Origin of the sequence: Paracoccus hibiscisoli, from assembly GCF_005048265.1 — a bacterium.
Taxonomy (GTDB): Bacteria; Pseudomonadota; Alphaproteobacteria; order Rhodobacterales; family Rhodobacteraceae; genus Paracoccus; species Paracoccus hibiscisoli.
The window spans coordinates 43,529-63,026 of sequence record NZ_SUNH01000004.1 but is presented as its reverse complement, the minus strand read 5'-3'; the positions used below and the strand labels follow the sequence as shown (position 1 = coordinate 63,026).

Annotated in this window: 22 protein-coding genes; 13 read left to right on the top strand and 9 right to left on the bottom strand. The window is 68.3% G+C overall.

Annotation, left to right across the window (positions count from 1 at the left end; genetic code table 11):
- Positions 1-10 precede the first annotated feature (10 nt).
- Positions 11-205, top strand: coding sequence for a heavy-metal-associated domain-containing protein (locus tag FA740_RS01965; protein WP_136855098.1), 195 nt, complete (start codon positions 11-13; stop codon positions 203-205).
- Between the two features lie 128 nt (positions 206-333).
- Positions 334-636, top strand: coding sequence for a hypothetical protein (locus FA740_RS01960; protein ID WP_211243626.1), 303 nt, complete (start codon positions 334-336; stop codon positions 634-636).
- A gap of 6 nt (positions 637-642) precedes the next feature.
- Here FA740_RS01960 and parA read toward each other — a convergent pair whose 3' ends face one another.
- Positions 643-1,275: a ParA family partition ATPase gene (parA, locus tag FA740_RS01955; RefSeq protein ID WP_136855097.1), complete on the bottom strand. Its 633-nt coding sequence runs from the start codon at positions 1,273-1,275 to the stop codon at positions 643-645.
- Between the two features lie 74 nt (positions 1,276-1,349).
- The gene (locus FA740_RS01950; RefSeq protein WP_136855096.1) at positions 1,350-1,670 is read right to left on the bottom strand and encodes an antibiotic biosynthesis monooxygenase family protein; all 321 of its coding nucleotides are present in this window, start codon (positions 1,668-1,670) and stop codon (positions 1,350-1,352) included.
- A gap of 123 nt (positions 1,671-1,793) precedes the next feature.
- Here FA740_RS01950 and FA740_RS01945 point away from each other — a divergent pair, with 123 nt between their 5' ends.
- Entirely contained in the window at positions 1,794-2,843 is a 1,050-nt protein-coding gene (locus FA740_RS01945; RefSeq protein WP_136855095.1) for a dipeptidase, read from the top strand.
- 57 nt (positions 2,844-2,900) lie between these two features.
- Here FA740_RS01945 and FA740_RS01940 read toward each other — a convergent pair whose 3' ends face one another.
- Together FA740_RS01940 and hemA are read right to left on the bottom strand one after the other, a co-directional pair.
- Positions 2,901-4,211: a helix-turn-helix domain-containing protein gene (locus FA740_RS01940; protein WP_136855094.1), complete on the bottom strand. Its 1,311-nt coding sequence runs from the start codon at positions 4,209-4,211 to the stop codon at positions 2,901-2,903.
- 109 nt (positions 4,212-4,320) lie between these two features.
- Complete coding sequence (hemA, locus tag FA740_RS01935) at positions 4,321-5,550, bottom strand: 5-aminolevulinate synthase (RefSeq protein WP_136855093.1); 1,230 nt, start codon at positions 5,548-5,550, stop codon at positions 4,321-4,323.
- Between the two features lie 163 nt (positions 5,551-5,713).
- Between hemA and FA740_RS01930 the strand changes: the two genes are divergently transcribed.
- The gene (locus FA740_RS01930) at positions 5,714-7,099 is read left to right on the top strand and encodes a M20/M25/M40 family metallo-hydrolase (RefSeq protein WP_136855092.1); all 1,386 of its coding nucleotides are present in this window, start codon (positions 5,714-5,716) and stop codon (positions 7,097-7,099) included.
- Between the two features lie 57 nt (positions 7,100-7,156).
- Here FA740_RS01930 and FA740_RS01925 read toward each other — a convergent pair whose 3' ends face one another.
- Positions 7,157-7,768 (bottom strand): lytic transglycosylase domain-containing protein, encoded by a 612-nt coding sequence (locus FA740_RS01925; protein ID WP_136855091.1) that lies wholly within the window; start codon positions 7,766-7,768, stop codon positions 7,157-7,159.
- Positions 7,769-8,054: 286 nt separating this feature from the next.
- Between FA740_RS01925 and gatB the strand changes: the two genes are divergently transcribed.
- On the top strand, positions 8,055-9,566 hold the full coding sequence (gene gatB / locus FA740_RS01920) for an Asp-tRNA(Asn)/Glu-tRNA(Gln) amidotransferase subunit GatB (RefSeq protein WP_136855090.1): 1,512 nt from the start codon (positions 8,055-8,057) through the stop codon (positions 9,564-9,566).
- Between the two features lie 21 nt (positions 9,567-9,587).
- Positions 9,588-9,890, top strand: coding sequence for a DUF4177 domain-containing protein (locus FA740_RS01915; protein WP_136855089.1), 303 nt, complete (start codon positions 9,588-9,590; stop codon positions 9,888-9,890).
- Here FA740_RS01915 and FA740_RS01910 read toward each other — a convergent pair whose 3' ends face one another.
- The 4 genes from FA740_RS01910 to recA form a co-directional block, all read right to left on the bottom strand.
- Positions 9,891-10,685 carry a class II glutamine amidotransferase gene (locus FA740_RS01910; RefSeq protein WP_136855088.1) on the bottom strand — a complete coding sequence of 265 codons (795 nt, stop codon included), beginning with the start codon at positions 10,683-10,685 and terminating at the stop codon, positions 9,891-9,893. It abuts the gene before it with no gap.
- Positions 10,686-10,745: 60 nt separating this feature from the next.
- Positions 10,746-11,045 carry a DUF1330 domain-containing protein gene (locus tag FA740_RS01905; RefSeq protein ID WP_136855087.1) on the bottom strand — a complete coding sequence of 100 codons (300 nt, stop codon included), beginning with the start codon at positions 11,043-11,045 and terminating at the stop codon, positions 10,746-10,748.
- Complete coding sequence (gene alaS, locus FA740_RS01900) at positions 11,042-13,693, bottom strand: alanine--tRNA ligase (protein ID WP_136855086.1); 2,652 nt, start codon at positions 13,691-13,693, stop codon at positions 11,042-11,044. The genes FA740_RS01905 and alaS overlap by 4 nt, the downstream gene beginning before the upstream one ends.
- Before the next feature lie 167 nt (positions 13,694-13,860).
- On the bottom strand, positions 13,861-14,940 hold the full coding sequence (gene recA / locus FA740_RS01895) for a recombinase RecA (protein WP_136855085.1): 1,080 nt from the start codon (positions 14,938-14,940) through the stop codon (positions 13,861-13,863).
- 238 nt (positions 14,941-15,178) lie between these two features.
- Between recA and FA740_RS01890 the strand changes: the two genes are divergently transcribed.
- The 7 genes from FA740_RS01890 (at position 15,179) to FA740_RS01860 (ending at position 19,493) form a co-directional block, all read left to right on the top strand.
- Positions 15,179-15,763: a sulfotransferase family protein gene (locus FA740_RS01890; protein ID WP_136855084.1), complete on the top strand. Its 585-nt coding sequence runs from the start codon at positions 15,179-15,181 to the stop codon at positions 15,761-15,763.
- Positions 15,764-15,877: 114 nt separating this feature from the next.
- The gene (locus tag FA740_RS01885; RefSeq protein ID WP_136855083.1) at positions 15,878-16,183 is read left to right on the top strand and encodes a BufA1 family periplasmic bufferin-type metallophore; all 306 of its coding nucleotides are present in this window, start codon (positions 15,878-15,880) and stop codon (positions 16,181-16,183) included.
- 66 nt (positions 16,184-16,249) lie between these two features.
- Positions 16,250-17,089: an MNIO family bufferin maturase gene (gene bufB / locus FA740_RS01880; protein ID WP_136855082.1), complete on the top strand. Its 840-nt coding sequence runs from the start codon at positions 16,250-16,252 to the stop codon at positions 17,087-17,089.
- The gene (locus FA740_RS01875) at positions 17,082-17,807 is read left to right on the top strand and encodes an HvfC/BufC N-terminal domain-containing protein (RefSeq protein WP_169306191.1); all 726 of its coding nucleotides are present in this window, start codon (positions 17,082-17,084) and stop codon (positions 17,805-17,807) included. The genes bufB and FA740_RS01875 overlap by 8 nt, the downstream gene beginning before the upstream one ends.
- Positions 17,804-18,232, top strand: coding sequence for a DoxX family protein (locus FA740_RS01870; protein ID WP_136855080.1), 429 nt, complete (start codon positions 17,804-17,806; stop codon positions 18,230-18,232). The genes FA740_RS01875 and FA740_RS01870 overlap by 4 nt, the downstream gene beginning before the upstream one ends.
- Positions 18,233-18,291: 59 nt before the next feature.
- Entirely contained in the window at positions 18,292-18,855 is a 564-nt protein-coding gene (locus FA740_RS01865) for a sigma-70 family RNA polymerase sigma factor (RefSeq protein ID WP_246053406.1), read from the top strand.
- A complete protein-coding gene (locus FA740_RS01860) occupies positions 18,852-19,493 on the top strand; it encodes an NrsF family protein (protein WP_136855079.1) in 642 nt (213 codons plus the stop codon). Before FA740_RS01865 ends, FA740_RS01860 begins: the two co-directional genes overlap by 4 nt.
- Positions 19,494-19,498 lie beyond the last annotated feature (5 nt).

Sequence of the window (19,498 nt, the reverse complement as noted above, 5' to 3'; positions counted from 1 at the left end):
AGGGTGCCCGATGATCTTTTCCGTTCCCGACATGAGCTGCGGCCATTGCCGCGCGGCCATCGAACAGGCCGTCACGGCGGCCGGCGGCCGCGCCACCGTCGATCTGCCCCAAAAGCGCGTCACCGTCGAGGGGCTGGACCCCGATCGCGCCGCATCCGTCCTGCAGGCCGCGGGCTTTCCCGCCGCGCGGCTTCCCGCCACCTGATCGCACCGGCCCTGCGCTGCGCGATTGAGCGGCGGGCCGCTTGCTGCTAGGATGGCCGGATCGGCCAAGGCGGAAAGAACCGGACCAACCGGCACGCGGCCATCCGAGGCATATCGAGGAGACAGTCCATGCTGAACCGATTCGTGATCGCGGCCGCCGCGATCGTCATGACCGCCCCCCTGGCCATGGCCGGACCCATCGACACCGCCTGCGTCCGGTCGGACCGCGCGCGGGGCAACGCGCCGCTGTGCGGTTGCATCCAGCAGGTGGCGAACCAGACCCTGTCGCGGTCAGACCAGCGCCAGGCCGCGCGGTTCTTCCGCGACCCGCACCGCGCCCAGGAGGTCCGCACCTCCAAGCGTGATGCCGACAACGCCTTCTGGGCCCGCTATCGCAACTTTGCCGCCCAGTCCGAGCGTCTCTGCCGCTGAGGCCGGTCAGCCCATCCGGGCCAGGATCTCGTCCGTCAGGGCGGCCATCTCGGCCTGGGCAGGGCCCTTCGGACGCTCGATCGCGCCCAGGCCCTGGCCAAGGCTCTCGGCATAGGCGACGCGGTTCGACACCTGCGTCGCCGCGACATCGGCCCCCAGTTCGGCGGCCTTTTCGGCGACCTCGACCGACAGGCGGGTGCCGGGGCGCGTGCGGTTCAGCACCACCAGCACCTTGGCCCTTTCGCGCCGCGCCAGATCCAGAACGCCTTCGGTCGCCCACAGATCGACATGGCTGGTCGCCACCGGCACCACCACCAGATCGGCCACGCGCAGCGCGGGCCGCAGGTCGCTGTCGATCTTGGGGGGCGTGTCGATGATGACGAAATCGAACCGCTTCCTCAGCTTTTCGGATTCGTAGCTGGCCCCCCAGGCCGAGGAGGTCGAGAAATCCAGCGCCTCGTCCTCGCCCTTGCGCTCCATCCGCTCCATGAACCAGCGGCCCATGCTGCCCTGCGGGTCGGTATCGACCAGCGCCACGGAATGCCCGCGCGCATGCAGGCACACGGCCAGATTGACCGCCAGCGTCGTCTTGCCCGATCCGCCCTTTTGCTGGGCCACCGTGATGATCCGACCTGCCATGCGCTAATCCCCCACGTTTGCCCCAGCCTAGGGACCAACGCGGCCGATTGCATCAAGTTTCTGCGGATGCAGCATCAGGGATGGACGGACTGAACCTCGTACATCACCGGCTCGAAGGATTTGCACATCGCGTGGATCTCGCGGTTGCGGCGGCGCATCTCGGGGTCGCGCAGCATCGCCTGATAATCGCGACGGTCGCGCCATTGCGAATAGGTGGCGATGCGGGTCTGCGCGTCGTTCAGGTGGATCGCACCGCCCAGGCAGCCCTCGCGCCGGCTGATGACCTGCGCCCAGGCCTCGGTCAGCAGGTCCAGCACGTCATGCGCACTGCCGGGCGTGACCTCGAAGGTGGTGATGACGGTCTGGCCGTCGAAATCGGACGTGATCCTGGGCATGGGCTGGCCTTTCGCTGGCGGAATGCCGGACCAGCCTAACCCGCAACCCTCAGAGGACAAAGCACCATTGCGGGCATCTGCATGATGTGCATCCTGTACCTTATTCGACGCAAAGGACCTGACATGATCCCCGTATTCGACGGCCACAATGATTTCCTGCAGCGCGTGGCGGCGGCGGGGCCGCAGGCCGCCCGGCTGTGGCTGGAGGGTGACGACCAGGGGCACATGGACCTGCCGCGCCTGAAGGCGGGGGGCATGGTGGGCGGGTTTTTTGCCATCTGGGTGCCCTCGCCCGCGGGCCTGACCGATCACGCGGCGGTGCACGCGATGGAGAACCCGCCCTTTGATCTGCCCCTGCCTCCGGCGATCCACCCCGACGCGGCCCTGCCCCACGCCTTTGCCCAGGCCGCAGCCCTGCTGGCGCTGGAGCGCACCGGCACGCTGGACATCGTGCGCGACGCGGCGGGGCTGCGCGCGACCATCGCCGCCGGTCGGATCGCCGCGATCATGCACATGGAGGGGGCCGAGGCGATCAGCGACCCCGATGCCCTGCACCTGTGGCACCGCGCCGGGCTGCGATCCCTGGGGCCGGTCTGGTCGCGTCCCACGCAATACGGGCATGGCGTGCCCTTTGCCCATCCGTCGTCGCCCGACCGGGGCAAGGCGCTGACCCCGCAGGGGCGCACGCTGGTGCAGACGTGCAACGCGCTTGGCATCATGCTGGACCTGTCGCATCTGAACGAGGCCGGGTTCAATGACGTCGCCCGCCTGTCGGACGCCCCCCTGGTTGCCAGCCACAGCGGCGTCCATGCACTCTGCGAAAGCAGCCGCAACCTGACCGACCGCCAGCTGCGCCAGATCGCGGACAGCGGCGGGCTGGTGGGGCTGAACTTTGCCTCCAGCTTTCTACGGCCCGACGGGCGGCGGCTGCCGCTGGAGGATCTGGGCGTGATGATCCGCCATCTGGACCACCTGCTGGCCATTCTGGGAGAGGAGGGCGTGGCGCTCGGCTCGGATTTCGACGGGGCGCTGATGCCGCGCGATCTGCCCGATGTGGCGGCCCTGCCCCGGCTGATCGACGCGATGCGGGGGGCGGGCTATGGCGAGGCGCTGATCCGCAAAATCGCCTGCGACAACTGGATCGGCCTGCTGGAACGGACCTGGTGGGGCTGAATGCGAAACGGCCGGCCCCCTGCCCGGGGACCGGCCGCATCGGCGCAGTGCGCGCGCTTATTCGGTGCCGGTCTCGGCGCCCTCGGTCGAAGGAATCTGCGCCACGGCGATCATCTGCGCCAGCTCCGGGTCCGCGCCCAGATCGGCCACGGCAAAGCGTTCCGACAGGCTGGTCGCCGACAGCTCGATCCCGCTGACGACCTGCGCGCCGGGTGCCGCCGGGCCATAGGTCTGGCCGTCCACAACGAAGTAGACACCGCCGGAATTGCCGGTGCGCAGGACGGGCGGCTGCTCAAGCGGCGGCAGGGCAAAGCGCTCGCCCGCATCCATGATCTTCTCCAGCAGCACCGTCCCCTCGGCCGAAGTCACCCGCACCCAGGCCGGGCGCACCGAGAGCAGCTCCAGCCCCGGCGCGGCGGGGGCCAGCGTGCGCACCGGCCCTTCGGCGGCGGGGGCCTGGGCGGTCTGCAGCGGGCCCACGTCGCCGGGCGTCGCGGTGGGGGCCTGGGCGACGCCGGTCTGCTGCGCCAGCGGGTTCTGCGGCAGCGGCACCTGGGTGATCTGTCCGGCCGAGGCGATGACCTCGTCGATGGTCGGCTGGCTTTCCAGCAGGCCCGGGTCGATGGCCGCGATGGGACCGTCGCGCGCCGTCAGGACCGGCGCCTCCAGGATCTGCGGACGATAGAGGCGGTCCATCGCCTCGGGCTGCGGCAGGGTGCGGGCCAGATCGCGGCCCTGCGCGCCGTCGATGGCCGGGTCGGACAGCCCGGCGCCGCTGGTCGGGTCCAGATCGGCCACCACCGTCGGCACGTCATCGCCCGGCGACAGGGTCACACGCTGAACCTCCTGCAGCAGCGCCCATCCGCCATAGGCCAGACCGCCGATCAGCATCATCAGCACGGCAATGGCACCGATAGCGCGCGGTTCGATCTCGGACCAGAAGCTGCGCTCCTGCGGGATGAACAGCGCGCGGGGATTGGCCAGGGCCTCGGCCGGGTCAGAAGGGCGGCGACCCGGCTTGGGCCCGGCAGCCGACGGGGCCATGCCATGCGTCGGCTGGAACCCCGATTCCTGGCAGAACCGGCGGAACACCCAATCAGGGTCCATGCCCAGATACCGTGCATAGGACCGCACATAACCGGAAATGAAACTGGGCGTATCAAAGGCAGAGATGTCGCAATTCTCGATCGCCGCCACATAGGACGCGCGAATGCGCAATTCGCGCTGAACGTCCAGCAGCGATTTGCCCAGCGTCGCACGCTCTCCGCGCATCAGATCGCCCAAACGCGTGTCGTCGTCGGGGAGATGACCGGCATCCCCAACTTGCACGAACTCTTCTGCCGGGTCATGTGCCCGCAGCCTGCTCATCGCCTATGCCCCATCCGCCCGTTATGTGCACCCGCCGAATCGGAAGATGCCACAGCTTCTTTAACTGCAGGTTATCACGCAGGCGAGAGGCGTTCACGCCCCGATTGAATCACGCGCTCAATTCGGCGCGATTCAGCGCGCAATGCGACCACAGCGCATCCATTGCCCGCACCAGGTGGTCGATCTGCTTGGGATCGTGCACCGGAGACGGGGTGAAGCGCAGCCGCTCCGTGCCGCGCGGCACGGTCGGGAAGTTGATCGGCTGGACATAGATGCCGTAATCGCGCAGCAGCATGTCCGACAGCGCCTTGCAATGCACCGGATGGCCGACATGCACCGGCACGATATGGCTGCCATGGTCGATGATCGGCATGCCAAGCGATTTCAGCCGCATCTTGAGGATACGGGCATGCAGCTGCTGGGCGTCGCGCAATTCCTGCCCTTCGGCGGTCTTGAGCAGCGCGATGGAGGCCGCGGCCCCGGCAGCCACCGCAGGCGGCAGCGAGGTCGTGAAGATAAAGCCCGGCGCATAGGAGCGGATCGCGTCGCACATCTTGGCGCTGGCAGCGATGTAGCCGCCGAAGACGCCGAAGGCCTTGCCCAGCGTGCCGTTGATGATGTCGATGCGGCCCGCCAGGCGGTCCCGCTCGGCCACGCCACCGCCGCGCGGGCCGTACATGCCCACGGCGTGAACCTCGTCCAGATAGGTCAGCGCGCCGAATTCGTCGGCCAGGTCGCAGAACCCCTTGATCGGGCCGAAATCGCCATCCATCGAATAGATCGATTCGAACGCGATCAGCTTGGGCGCGTCGGGATCGTCGGCGGCCATCAGCTCGCGCAGATGGGCCAGATCGTTGTGGCGGAAGATGCGCTTGGCGCCGCCGTTGCGCTTGATCCCCTCGATCATCGAGGCGTGGTTCAGCTCATCGGAATAGATGATCAGGCCGGGAAACAGCTTGGGCAGCGTCGAAAGCGTCGCGTCATTGGCGATATAGGCCGAGGAGAAGACCAGCGCGGCCTCCTTCTCGTGCAGATCGGCCAGCTCGGTCTCAAGGCGCTTGTGATAGACGGTGGTGCCGCTGATGTTGCGGGTGCCGCCCGAACCGGCGCCGGTGGCGTCCAGCGCCTCGTGCATGGCGGACAGGACCGCCGGATGCTGGCCCATGCCCAGATAGTCGTTGCCGCACCACACGGTGATGTCCTGCCGCTCTCCGTCGGGGCGGTTCCAGACAGCCTGGGGAAAGCGACCCTTGGCCCGCTCGATATCGATGAAGGTCCGATAACGGCCTTCCTCGTGCAGGCGGGACAGGGCCTTGTCCAGGGCGGCGTCATACTTCATTGCGGGCGATCCCTTGCGTAGCTGGCTGGGTGCGATCATTCTCCGACCGCGCGCTGTTTGCCTTGATAGAGGTCAAGTCGCGAAAAAAACAGGCCGAAAACGTCGCAATTCGACGAAAGACGCAGGCAAATACCTGTCATGCGCACTGCAAGAGGTAGGAATCATGGGCTTTGACGCAAGAGTTGGGGACATCCTGACGCATCTGGACCAGGGGTTGGACGCGGCGCTGGCGCGTCTGTCCGATTTTCTTCGAATCCCGTCGATTTCGACCGACCCGGCCCATGCGGGCGACGTGCGCCGCGCGGCGGAATGGCTGGCCGCCGATCTGGGCGCCCTGGGCTTTGACGTTCAGATCCACGACACGCCGGGCCACCCGATGGTCACCGCCCGCAGTCAGCCGGGCGACGCGCGGCCATTGCTGTTCTATGGCCATTACGACGTGCAGCCGGTCGACCCGCTGGAGCTGTGGAACCGCCCGCCCTTTGACCCGGCCATTGAGGACACGCCCCAGGGCCGGGTGATCCGCGCACGCGGCGCCTCGGACGACAAGGGGCAGCTGATGACCTTCGTCGAGGCGTTCCGCGCCTGGAAGGCTGTCCATGGCAGCCTGCCCAGCGACCTGATCCTGCTGTTCGAGGGAGAGGAGGAATCCGGCTCTCCCTCGCTGCGGCCCTTCCTCAAGGCGCATGCGGGCGATCTGCGCGCCGATCTGGCGATCATCTGCGACACGTCGCGCCATGCCGACGGGCGCCCCGCCATCACCACCCAGCTGCGCGGCCTGGTCGGGCAGGAGGTCGTGGTCCACGCGGCTGATCGCGACCTGCATTCGGGCAGCTTTGGCGGGCTGGCCGCCAATCCGATCATGATCCTTGCGCAGGCGCTGGCCGCGCTCAAGGACGACACCGGCCGCGTCACCTTGCCCGGCTTCTATGACGGCGTGGGCGATCTGTCGCCCGAACTGGCGCGCGACTGGCAGGCGCTGAATTTCGACGCGGGCGATTTCCTGGGCCGCGTGGGCCTCTCCGACCCCATCGGCGAACGCGGGCGCACGGCCCTGGAGATGGTCTGGAACCAGCCCACGGCTGAGATCAACGGCATCGCCGGAGGCTATGCGGGCGATGGGTTCAAGACCGTGCTGCCCGCCGTGGCCCGCGCCAAGGTCAGCTTTCGCCTGACCGGCACGCAGGACCCAGCGGCGGTGCGCCAGGCGTTCCAGGATCACGTCCGCCGCTTTGTCCCCGCCGATTGCCGCATCGATTTTCACGACCACGGCGCAAGTCCGGCCAGTGTCATGGACATCGCCGACCCGGCCTTTGGCACCGCGAAACAGACCCTGACCCAGGAATGGGGCCAGGAGGCCGCGTTCATCGGGGCGGGCGGATCGATCCCCATCGCGGGCGATTTCAAGGAATTGCTGGGCATGGATTCGATGCTGATCGGGTTTGCCCGCGACGACGACCGCATCCATTCCCCGAATGAGAAATACGACGTCGAGAGCTTTGCCAAGGGCGCCCGGTCCTGGGCGCGCATCCTGGCCGCGCTGCGCTGAGCGGCGCATGACAAAGCCGCCGGTCATGCCGGCGGCCCCCATCGCCCTGCGGGCGGATCAGCTTTCTGCGGTGCAATAGCTCTGGCTGGAGGTCCAGGCGGCGATATCGGCGCGCTTCTTGGGGCTGCGCATGGGCGCCCAGTCCCGCGCCACGCCGCGCCAGCCGCTGCCATCACGCGCCACGGCATTGTCGCGGGCGACCTGACGCGAGGCGATCTTGACCGCGCAGGCCATATTGTCGGCCCCGTCGCGGATGTTGCCGTCACAGCCGTAATGACGCCAGGTGGCTGGGGCGATCTGCATCAGCCCGATCCAGCGCCCGCCGCCGCCCGCGGCCTGCGGGTTGAAGGTGCTTTCGTGCCGCGCCACCGCCGACAGCAGCCCGGCCCAGAACGCCTTGCGGCCCGTCGGCGCCAGCTGGCGATAGTTCGGGCAGAATTCGGCGATGTCATGGGGCACGCTGGACAGCATGGTGACGCCCTCGCGGCCCAAGGCCTCCATCGTGGCGCGGGTCCATTCGTCGGCGCCATTGCGCTCTCCCCACCGCATCGGGGGTGCCTGGGTCAGGGCCATTTCCTGCGCCTCGACGGCGGCCGCGGACGGGCCGGAGGGCGTGGTGGAGCAGGCGGCGACCAGCACAAGGGCGGCCAGAGAGAGCGCAGCGCGCATTGGGACCTCAAGGGGTTGTTTCGTCAGCACCTGCCATAGCGGCAGAAAAAAATGCCGCAAGATGAAGGATATGACCTCGGCGGGAACCTGCCGCAGGCCTGGGTCCGCACTGACGGTTTTCCGCCGATGGACCGTGGAAGGTGACAGTTTCCGGCCTGTGGTCACGCGGAATTAACTGTTGCCGCGGCAATCGCCTGATTCGCATGCAGCCTGTCGGCAGGCCGTGACAATGCCCCGCCCTTGCCCTAAAACCGCCGCCAGACCGTTCCGCCAGACGAGGCCCGCCATGCTAGACCTGACCTATACCGCCCCGCAGCCCAAGGTGATTCACGGGGCGAAAGGCGATTGGGAGCTGGTGATCGGGCTGGAGGTCCACGCCCAGGTCGCCTCGAACGCCAAGCTGTTCTCGGGGGCCTCGACCCGCTTCGGGTCGGAACCCAACAGCAACGTGGCCTTTGTCGATGCGGCGATGCCGGGCATGCTGCCGGTCATCAACGAATTCTGCGTGGCCCAGGCCGTGCGCACCGGGCTGGGCCTCAAGGCCGCGATCAACCTGCGCAGTGCATTCGACCGCAAGAACTATTTCTATCCCGACCTGCCGCAGGGCTATCAGATCAGCCAGCTGTACCACCCCATCGTGGGCGAGGGAGAGATCATCGTCGACATGGCCCCCGGTATCGCCCGCCGCGTCCGGGTCGAGCGCATCCACCTGGAGCAGGACGCCGGCAAATCGATCCACGACATGGATCCGGCGATGAGCTTCGTCGACCTGAACCGCACCGGCGTCGCCCTGATGGAGATCGTCAGCCGCCCCGACATCCGCGGCCCTGAAGAGGCCGCCGCCTATGTCGTCAAGCTGCGCCAGATTTTGCGCTATCTGGGCACCTGCGACGGCAACATGCAGAACGGCAACCTGCGCGCCGACGTGAACGTGTCGGTCTGCAAGCCCGGCGATTACGAACGCTTCCAGGAGACCGGCGATTTCGGTCATCTGGGCACGCGCTGCGAGATCAAGAACATGAACTCCATGCGCTTCATCCAGGCGGCCATCGACTATGAGGCCCGCCGCCAGATCGCCATCCTGGAGGATGGCGGCAGCATCGTGCAGGAAACCCGCCTCTATGATCCCGACAAGGGAGAGACGCGGTCGATGCGCTCCAAGGAGGAGGCGCATGATTACCGCTATTTCCCCGATCCCGACCTGCTGCCCTTGGAGATCGAGCAGGAATGGGTGGACGACATCGCGGCATCCATGCCCGAGCTGCCCGATGAGAAGAAGGCCCGCTTCGTGCGCGAGATGGGCCTGTCGGAATATGACGCGGGCGTGCTGACCGCCGAGGTCGAGAATGCCGACTATTTCGAGGCCGTGGCCAGTGGCCGTGACGGCAAGATGGCCGCGAACTGGGTCATCAACGAGCTGTTCGGCCGGTTGAACAAGGAGGGGCTGTCGGTCGCGACCTCTCCGGTCTCTGCCGCGCAGCTGGGCGGCGTGATCGACCTGATCGCGGATGGCGCGATTTCCGGCAAGATTGCCAAGGACCTGTTCGAGATTCTGTGGACCGAAGGCGGCGACCCCGCGCAGATCGTGGACCAGCGCGGCATGAAGCAGGTGACCGACCTGGGCGCGATCGAGGCCGCGGTCGATCAGATCATCGCCGACAACCCCGCCCAGGTGGAGAAGGCCAAAGCCAACCCAAAGCTGGCCGGCTGGTTCGTCGGACAGGTGCTGAAGGCCACCGGCGGCAAGGCCAACCCGGCGGCGGTCAATGCCCTCGTGGCGCAGAAACTGGGGCTGTGACCCCTTTGACAGGACCGCAGCATGCGCTTTGAATATTCCGTGATCGCCGCGCCGACCAAGGCTGAGAAAGCCCGCGAGGCGCGCACCCCCACCGACCGCTATGCCCTGTCGCTGACGGCCGCGCTGAACCGCATGGCGGCCGAGGGCTGGGAATACCTGCGCGCCGACGTGCTGCCCAGCGAGGAACGCAGCGGCCTGACCGGGCGCACGACGATCTATCACAACGTGCTGGTGTTCCGCCGCCCGCAGGTCATAGACCCCGAGGTCAAGCGCCTGCCCCAGCCCGAGGCCGAGGCCCCCGACGCGATGACCGACCGCCCCTGATCAGGCGGCCGCGCTCAGCGGCTCGGGGCAAAAGCGGGTGATCTCGACCCGGTCCTGCTCAAAGGTGCAGAAGCTGCCGGGCGGCACCTCGGTCCAGTCGGTCTCATCCGTCTCCAGGGGCTCGGACACCACAGCCCAGCCCTGACGGCTTTCGGACCAGCGGTGATACAGCGACGGCGCCTGATCGTCGCTGCTATAGCGCAGCGCATAGAGCCGCTGCCCGTCCGACAGCGCGCAGGCCGCCCGCACATGCGGCGCCGAACCGCGCTGACGGGCCAGCGCGCCCAGCTGCCCCAGCGCCCGCTCCATCGCGCCTTGGGGATCATGGTCCAGCCCCTGCCCCAGCGCGATCAGGAACAGCGCCTCGCTGTCGGTCGCGCCCTTGCGATGCGGGTAATACTCATCCGGGATCAGCACGTCCGCATGACGGCGGAACCCGTCATAGCCGCCGAACTGGCCGTTATGCATGAAGCTCCAGCGACCGACGGCAAAGGGATGGCAGTTGTTGCGGCTGGTGGCTGTGCCGGTCGAGGCCCGCACATGCGCCATGAACAGGCCCGACCGCACCTGCCCCACCAGGCTGCGCAGGTTCGGGTCGGACCAGGCGGGCATGACGTCACGATACAACCCCGGCTCGGGGCGTTCGCCATACCAGGCGATGCCGAACCCGTCGGCATTGACCGGCGTCTGGCAGCGGGTCGCCCCCTGGCTCTGCCGGATCAGCGAATGCGCCGGCCGGCTGACGATGTCCTCCAGAAAGATCGGTGCGCCCAGATAGGCGGCCCAACGACACATGCCCTGCCCCTTTCACGTCTCTTTTGTGACAGGACTAGCACGAAAGTCTGAAGGATTCACCTATTCCGACGGGGGCGGCGTCTCCTCCACGATCACGAGGTCGCGTTCGCTGGCGCCTTTGGCATGGGCCAGCGCTGCCTGGTACTCACTGCTGTGATAACAGGCAACCGCCGCATCAAGGCTGGGGAACCGCGCGACCACATGCCGGGCGCGATCCGCACCCTCCAGCACATGATAGCGGCCGGCGCGGGCCAGGAACACACCGCCATGCGCGGCAATCGCCGGCCCCGCGGCCTTGGCATACAGGCCATAGGCGTCAGGGTCGGTCACGGTCACATGGGCAATCCAAAGCGCTGTCATTTGCTGTCCTCGATGATCTTGCGGGCGTCCTGGAACGCCATTTCCGCGGCCGCAAGCGAGGGGGCCCCGCCTTGCGCCCGGTCGGGGCGGCCGCCACCCCCCTTGCCGCCCAGTGCGGCGGTCGCTGCCTGCACCAACGCCACCGCGCTGATCCGCACGGTCAGGTCCGGCGTGACGCCCGCGGCGACCGTGGCCTTGCCGCCATCCTCTGCCAGGACCAGCACCGCGCCGCTGCCCAAACCGGCCTTCATCTCATCGACCAGCGCGCCCAGTTCCTTGCCGCCCACGCCCTCGACCTTGCGGGCGATGAACTTGACGCCTGCGATCTCCTCGGCCTCGTCGCCGCCGCCCATGGCCAGCTGACGCTTCAGCTGCGCGACCTCATTGACCAAGGCCTTACGCTCGTCGGCCAAGGCGCGGACGCGGTTCACCACCTCGGCCGATTGCGCCTTGAGGATGCCCGCGATCTCGCCCAACCGGCTGTCGGCGTCGCGCAGATGGGCCAGCGCCGCCTGCCCCGTCAGCGCCTCGATCCGCCGCACGCCCGCGCTGGAGGCCGCATCGCCCAGCAGCACGAAGGCCCCGATATCGCCCGTCCGCGCCACATGCGTGCCGCCGCACAGCTCCAGCGAATAGGTCGCGCCATCCGCGCCCTTGCCGCTGCCCGGCTGCGCGCCCATCGACACGACGCGCACCTCGTCGCCGTATTTCTCGCCGAACAGCGCCTGCGCGCCCAGGGCCCGCGCATCGTCGGGCGTCATGATCCGCGTCTCGACCGGGCTGTTCTGGCGGATATAGGCGTTCACCTCGGCCTCGATCCGCGCCATCTCATCCGCCGTCACCGCGCTGTTATGGCTGAAATCAAACCGCAGCCGGTCGGGCGCGTTCAGGCTGCCCCGCTGCGCGACGTGATCGCCAAGCGCACCCCGCAGCGCCTCGTGCAGCAGGTGCGTCGCCGAATGGTTCGCCCGGATCGCGCCGCGGCGGTCATGATCCACCACCAGCTGCGCGCCCTGCCCGCGGCTGATCGTGCCCATCGTGACCTGAGCCTGATGGATAAAGACACCCGCGACCTTTTTCGTGTCCGTGACACGCGCCGCGCCGGTCTCGGTGCGGATCACGCCCTGATCGCCGACCTGACCGCCACTTTCGGCATAGAAGGGCGACTGGTTCACCACGATGGCGACCGATGCGCCCTCGCCCGCCTCGGCCACATCCGTGCCGTCGATCACCAGCGCGGTGACCTGGCCCTCGGCCTCCTCGGTGTCATAGCCCAGGAATTCGGTGACCCCGTGCTTTTCCGCCAGCTCGAACCAGATCGTCGCATCGGCAGCCTCGCCCGATCCCGACCAGGCCGCCCGCGCCATGCGCTTCTGCTCGGCCATGGCGGCGTCAAAGCCCTCGATCTGCACCGCGCGACCCTTTTCGCGCAGCGCGTCCTGCGTCAGGTCCAGCGGAAAACCGAAGGTGTCATACAGCTTGAACGCCGCCTCGCCCGGCAGATCCGCCCCTTCGGGCAGCTTGGACAGCTCGTCGTCCAGCAGCCGCAGACCCCGGTCCAGCGTCTGGCGGAACCGCGTCTCCTCGGACCGCAGCGTCTCCTCGATCATGGCCTGCGCACGGGTCAGCTCAGGATAGGCCGCGCCCATCTGGCGCACCAGCGCCGGGACCAGCTTGTGCATCACCGGGTCCTGCGCGCCCAGCATATGCGCATGCCGCATCGCACGGCGCATGATCCGGCGCAGCACATAGCCGCGCCCCTCATTGCTGGGCATCACCCCGTCCGCGATCAGGAAGCTGGTCGAGCGCAGGTGATCCGCGATCACCCGGTGATGCACCTTGCCCGGCCCGTCCGGGTCCGCGCTGGTCGCCTGCGCCGACGCCTCGATCAGCGACCGCATCAGGTCGGTGTCATAATTGTCGTGCTTGCCCTGCAACAGCGCGCCGATCCGCTCCAACCCCATGCCGGTGTCGATGGACTGCATGTCCAGCGCACGCATGGACCCGTCCTCGAACTGCTCGTTCTGCATGAAGACCAGGTTCCAGATCTCGATGAAGCGGTCGCCATCCTCATCGGCCGATCCCGGAGGGCCGCCCCAGATCTTGTCGCCGTGATCGAAGAAGATCTCGGTGCAGGGGCCGCAGGGTCCGGTCGGCCCCATCTGCCAGAAATTGTCCGCCGTGGGGATGCGGATGATGCGGTCGTCGGACAGGCCCGCGACCTTCTTCCAGATCTCGGCCGCCTCGTCATCGGTGTGATAGACGGTGACCAGCAGCCGGTCCTTGGGAATGCCGAACTCGCGGGTCAGCAATTCCCAGGCATGGGCGATCGCCTGGTCCTTGAAATAGTCGCCAAAGCTGAAATTCCCCAGCATCTCAAAGAACGTATGGTGCCGCGCGGTATAGCCGACATTGTCCAGATCGTTATGCTTGCCGCCCGCGCGCACGCATTTCTGCGCGGTGGTCGCGCGGTTGTAGTCGCGCGTCTCGACCCCGGTGAACAGGTTCTTGAACTGCACCATGCCGGAATTGGCGAACATCAGCGTGGGGTCGTTGCGCGGCACCAGCGGGCTGCTGTCCACGACGCGGTGGCCGTTCTTCTCGAAATAACCAAGAAAGGTCGAGCGGATGTCATTCAGACTGGGCATGGCGGGCCTTCATCGCAGGGGTGTTTCCGGCCAGGCCGGGCTTGGGACTTGGTCTATCCCCCGCCCGCAGCCCTGTCCAGCAACCCCCTGCACGCGACGACCCCATCGCCACGAAAAACGGCGCGGGATCGCTCCCGCCCCGTCCGGTCAGCATGACGCCGCAGGCCTCATTCCGTCAGGGAATCGTCCTCGGGGGTTTCCGAGCCTTCGGCCACGCCGAATTCCAGGCCGTGGCTGGCGCGGATCTTGTCCTCGATGGCAAAGGCCACCTCGGGGCGGTCGCGCAGGAACTGCTTGGCGTTCTCGCGGCCCTGACCGATACGCTCGTCACCATAGGAATACCACGCGCCCGATTTCTCGACCACGCCGGCCTTGACGCCCAGGTCGATCAGTTCTCCGACCTTGCTGATACCCTCGCCATACATGATGTCGAACTCGACTTGACGGAAGGGCGGCGCAACCTTGTTCTTGACCACCTTGACGCGGGTCGCGTTGCCCACGACCTCGTCGCGGTCCTTGACGGCGCCGGTGCGGCGGATGTCCAGGCGGACCGAGGCATAAAATTTCAGCGCATTGCCGCCCGTGGTGGTTTCCGGGTTGCCGAACATGACGCCGATCTTCATGCGGATCTGGTTGATGAAAATCACCATGCAGTTGCTGCGCCCGATGCTGGCGGTCAGCTTGCGCATGGCCTGGCTCATCAGGCGGGCCTGGCTGCCCATCTGCATGTCGCCCATGTCGCCCTCGATCTCGGATTTGGGCGTCAGCGCCGCGACCGAGTCGACCACGACCAGGCTGACCGCGCCCGACCGCACCAGCGTGTCGACGATCTCCAGCGCCTGCTCGCCCGTGTCGGGCTGGCTGATCAGCAGCTCGTCCAGGTTCACGCCCAGCTTGCGCGCGTAAAGCGGGTCCAGCGCGTGTTCAGCGTCGACAAAGGCGCAGACGCCGCCCTTTTTCTGCTCCTCGGCCACGACATGCAGCGTCAGCGTGGTCTTGCCCGAGCTTTCGGGCCCGAAGATCTCGATGATGCGCCCTTTCGGCAGGCCGCCGATGCCCAGCGCGATGTCCAGGCCCAGCGATCCGGTCGAGGTCGACTCGATCTCGGCCACGGGATTGTCCTTGCCCAGCTTCATGATCGAGCCCTTGCCGAACTGCCGTTCGATCTGGGCCAGGGCGCTGTCCAGCGCCTTTTGCTTATCCGCTGCGCGTTTGTCCGTCATGTCGAAGATGCTCGCCTGTGCCATGTGATCCCCACGTTATTTCACAGCCCTCCGGGCGGGGCAATCCATTCGACCGACCGGATGTTCTTGTCTTGTTCACCACTAGATGCGCCATCCCCGGCCAGTTTTCAAGGACGTTGTGGTTAATAGACGATTCGCCACGCTCAGCATCGCCCGCCAGCGGTTAACAAAGCGTTTACAGGCCCCGGACGGGCCGCTATCCACCGCTCCGGGCAGCGACAACAAGGATCGGGCAACCGTCATGCTGATATTCTGGGAACAGCGGCTGGTCTTTCTGGCGACGCCCAAGGCAGGCTCCACCGCGATCGAGATGGCCCTGGAATCGCTGGCCTCGGCCGCGCTGCAGCGGCCCGGCGCGCTCAAGCATACCGATATCGGCACCTATCGCCGCTTTGTGGGTCCGTGGCTGGCCGCGCAGACCGGCCATGACTTTACCACGGTGGCCCTGATGCGCGAGCCGGTGGACTGGCTGCGCAGCTGGTACCGGTTCAAGCTGCGCGACGATGACGACGACCCCGACCACGCGATGCACGGCGTCAGCTTTGCCGATTTCGCGGCGCGCTATGCCGGGGATGGCGGCCCCCACGATCTGGGTATCGGCAGCCAGCACGCGTTCCTGACCGATGGCGCGGCGCAGGTCGACCGCATCTTCCGCTATGAGGAAATCGACAGCTTCGTCGATTTCCTGGAGGGCCGCCTGGATTGCGCGATCGAACTGCCGCGCATCAACGTCCCCCCCAGCGTCGACGTGCACCTGGCCGACCCGGCCGAGGCCGCGCTGCGTCAGGCGATGGCCCCCGATCTGGCGCTGTATCGCGCGGTCTGACTTCCTGAACCGGGCCTGCGGAAAAAATCGCGGGCCCGCCGTAACGCATCCCCCTCCTGCCGCGATCCGGCAGACAGGAAGGCATCGGGCCTTCCCCGACAGGGAGATCACATCATGACCGCATTCACGTCCCGCCTGGCCTTCGGGGCCTCTCTGGCCTGCGCCCTGGGTGCCATGGCCGCCACCTCCGCGCAGGCGCAGGAGATGGAGAAATGCTATGGCGTCGCGATGGCCGGGCAGAACGACTGCGCCGCCGGCCCCGGCACGACCTGCGCGGGCACCTCGACCGTGGATTATCAAGGCAACGCCTGGACGCTGGTGCCGACCGGCACCTGCCTGTCGACCGAACTGCCGGCAGCCGCCGACGGCACCGCCCGCGCAGCCTCGCTGGAGCCGCTGTCGCGCGACCTGCCCGCCTGACGCCATCGCCCGGTCCCGAACGGGCGCGGCCCTGGTCGCGCCCATCCCCATCCCCCGGAGGATGCCATGACCCGCCTGCCCGCCCGCGCCGGTCTGGGGTTCAAGCCCCAGCATTTCGCCGCCATCCGCCGCGACCCGAACCCGCCCGCCTTTTTCGAGGTTCATGCCGAGAACTATATGGGCGCGGGCGGCCTGCCCCATGCGCAGCTGACCGCGCTGCGGGCCGATCACGCGATCTCGGTCCACGGGGTGGGCCTGTCGATCGGCGGGGACGGGCCGCTGGACGGCGCGCATCTGGCCCGCCTTCGGGCACTGTGCGACCGGTATCAACCCGAGAGCTTTTCCGAACACCTGGCCTGGTCCAGCCACGGCGCGGAATACCTCAACGACCTGCTGCCGCTGCCCTATACGCCCGCCACGCTGGACCGCGTCTGCGACCATATCGACCGTGTGCAGGAGGCCCTGGGCCGCCCCATGCTGCTGGAAAACCCCGCGACCTATCTGCTGTTCGCGGCATCCACCCTGCCCGAGACCGAGTTTCTGGCCCGCATCGCCGCGCGCACCGGCTGCGGGCTGCTGCTGGACGTGAACAACGTCTTTGTCTCCTGCACCAATCACCGCGCCGATCCGCGCGCCTATCTGGCCGATTTCCCGATGCAGGCCGTGGCCGAGATCCATCTGGGCGGCCATGCGGCCGAGGATCTGCCGGGCGGGCCGCTGCTGATCGACAGCCATGGCGCGGCGGTGGCCGACCCGGTCTGGACCCTCTATTCCGAGGTGATCGCCCGCATCGGCCCCTGCGCCACGCTGGTGGAATGGGACAATGACCTGCCCGACTGGCCGGTCCTCGCGGCCGAGGCCGCGCGCGCCGACCGCATCCTGACCGGGGTGCATGCCCATGCCTGACGCGACCCAATCGGCCTTTCACGCAGCCCTGCGGGGCGCCCCCCTGCCGCCGGGTCTTATCGCGGATCAGCCGGACGCGGCGCGGCGCATGGCGGTCTATCGCAACAACGTCGCGGTCAGCCTGGGGCAGGCGCTGGCCGCACGCTTTCCGGTGATCGCGCGGCTGGTGGGACCGGCTTTTTTTGCGGCGCTGGCGCGGGCCTATCTGGCGCAGGACCCGCCCCGCAACCCCGTGCTGGCCGAATGGGGCGCGGGCTTTGCGGCGTTTCTGGCCGGGTTTCCGCCGCTGTCGGATTGGCCCTACATGGCCGATGTCGCGCGCATCGAGCATGCGCGGGGCCGCGCCTTTCACGCCCCCGACGCGGCGCCCCTGCCGCCCGCCATGCTGGCGGGCGCCGATCCGGACCGCCTGCGGCTGATCCTGCACCCCTCGGTCACGGTGCTGCGGCTGGATCATCCGGCAGTGGCGATCTGGGCCGTGAACCAGCCCGGCGCCGCCCCCGCCCCCCTGCCGCAGGGCCCCCAGATCGCGCTGATCCTGCGCGACCTCGCCTTTAATGTGCCGGTCGAGGCGCTCCCCCCCGCCGACGCCGCCCTGATCGAGGCGCTGCAGCAGGGCGCACCCCTGGCCCGCGCCGTCCCGCCCGGCCACGACCCCACCCCGCGTCTTGTCGCGCTGATGCGTCAGGGCGCCGTCATCGGAGTGCACGCACCATGATCGCCCGCCTGAACGCCCTGCCCGCCCGCATCCCGCCTGACCCCGTGGCGCTGATGCTGCGGCTGTTCCCGGCTGCCGTCTTCTGGCAGTCGGGACGGACCAAGGTCGACGGGCTGACCATCCGGGATTCGACCTGGTTCCTGTTCGAACATGAATACGCGCTGCCGCTGATCCCGTCCGATTGGGCGGCGGTGATGGCGACGGTGGCGGAACATCTGCTGCCTGTGCTGCTGGTGCTGGGGCTGTTGACGCGGCTGTCGGCGATGGGGCTGGTGGCGATGACGGCGGTGATCCAGATCTTCGTCTATCCGGGGGCCTGGGTCACGCATGGGCTGTGGGCCGCGACGCTGCTGGCGGTGGCGGTGCACGGGCCGGGCCGGTGGTCGCTGGATCACCTGCTGCGGCTGGAGGCGCGGGTGCGATGACGCCCGATGCGCAGGCCCTTGCCTGGCATTGCCCCGGCCCGGCCCGGCAGGCTAATGTGATGCGATCACGGACGGAGGGGGCGCTGGATCAGGACCGCATCTGGGATGATCTCATGCACCGCGCCAACCAGGGGGACGGCGCGGCCTTTCTGCAGTTCCTGACCCAGGTCACGCCGCGGCTGCGCGGGCTGATCCGCGCGCGGGGCCGCGGCCTGCCCCCCGATCTGCACGAGGACATCCTGCAGGAGGTTCTGCTGGCCATCCACCTGAAGCGCGGCACTTGGGACGGTACGGGGCCGGTGCGGTTCTGGCTGTATGCGGTGGCGCGCCACAAGGTCGTCGACGCGTTCCGCAGGCGGGGGCGGCGCGTGCATCTGCCGCTGGATGATGTGGCAGAGATGCTGGCCGCCGATCCCGGCCCTGCCCCCCTGGCCGCGCGCGATGCCGACCGCATGTTGGGGATGATCGACGCGCGTTCGGCCGCGCTGGTCCGCGCCGTCCGGCTGGAGGGCCAGAGCACCGAGGATGCCGCCGCCCGGATCGGCGTGACCCCCGGCACGGCCCGCGTCGTGCTGCATCGCGCAATGAAGCGTCTGGCCGAGCTGGCCGAGAGGATGAAATGACCCAACGCCCCTCCACCGAAGCGCTGATCCGCAGCCTGGCGGCCAGCCCGCCGCCGCCGCCCCTGACCGCCCGGGGCCTGGCCGGACCGGTCGTGGCCGCCCTGACGATCAGCCTTGGGCTGTTCCTGTGGCTGATCGGCCTGCGCGCCAATCTGGGGCAGGCGCTGGCGGACCCGGCCATCCTGGCCAAGTCGCTGCTGCCCCTGGCGCTGGCGGTGCCGGCGCTGGTGCTGGCGCTGCGCTCGGCCCGGCCGGGGCGGGTGGTGCGGCCCGGCCTGCTGATCCTGCCCGCGGCGGCGGCGCTGGCGCTGTTTCTGGCGCGCGGCGTGCAGGTGCCGTCGGGCCAGATCCTGCCCGAACTGCTGGGCCACAGCGCGGCGGCCTGCCTTCTGTCCATCACCGCGCTGTCGGCCCCGGCCACGCTGGTCGGGCTGATCGTGCTGCGGCGCGGTGCCTCGCTGCGCCCGGCGCGGACCGGGGCACTGATCGGCATGGCGGCCGCGGCCGGGACGGCGGCGGGCTATGCCCTGCACTGCACCGAGGATTCGCCGCTGTTCTTCACCACCTGGTACGGGCTGGCGATCCTGATCGGCACCGGCATCGGTGCCCTGGCCGGGCAACGCCTGCTGCGCTGGTAGCGGGC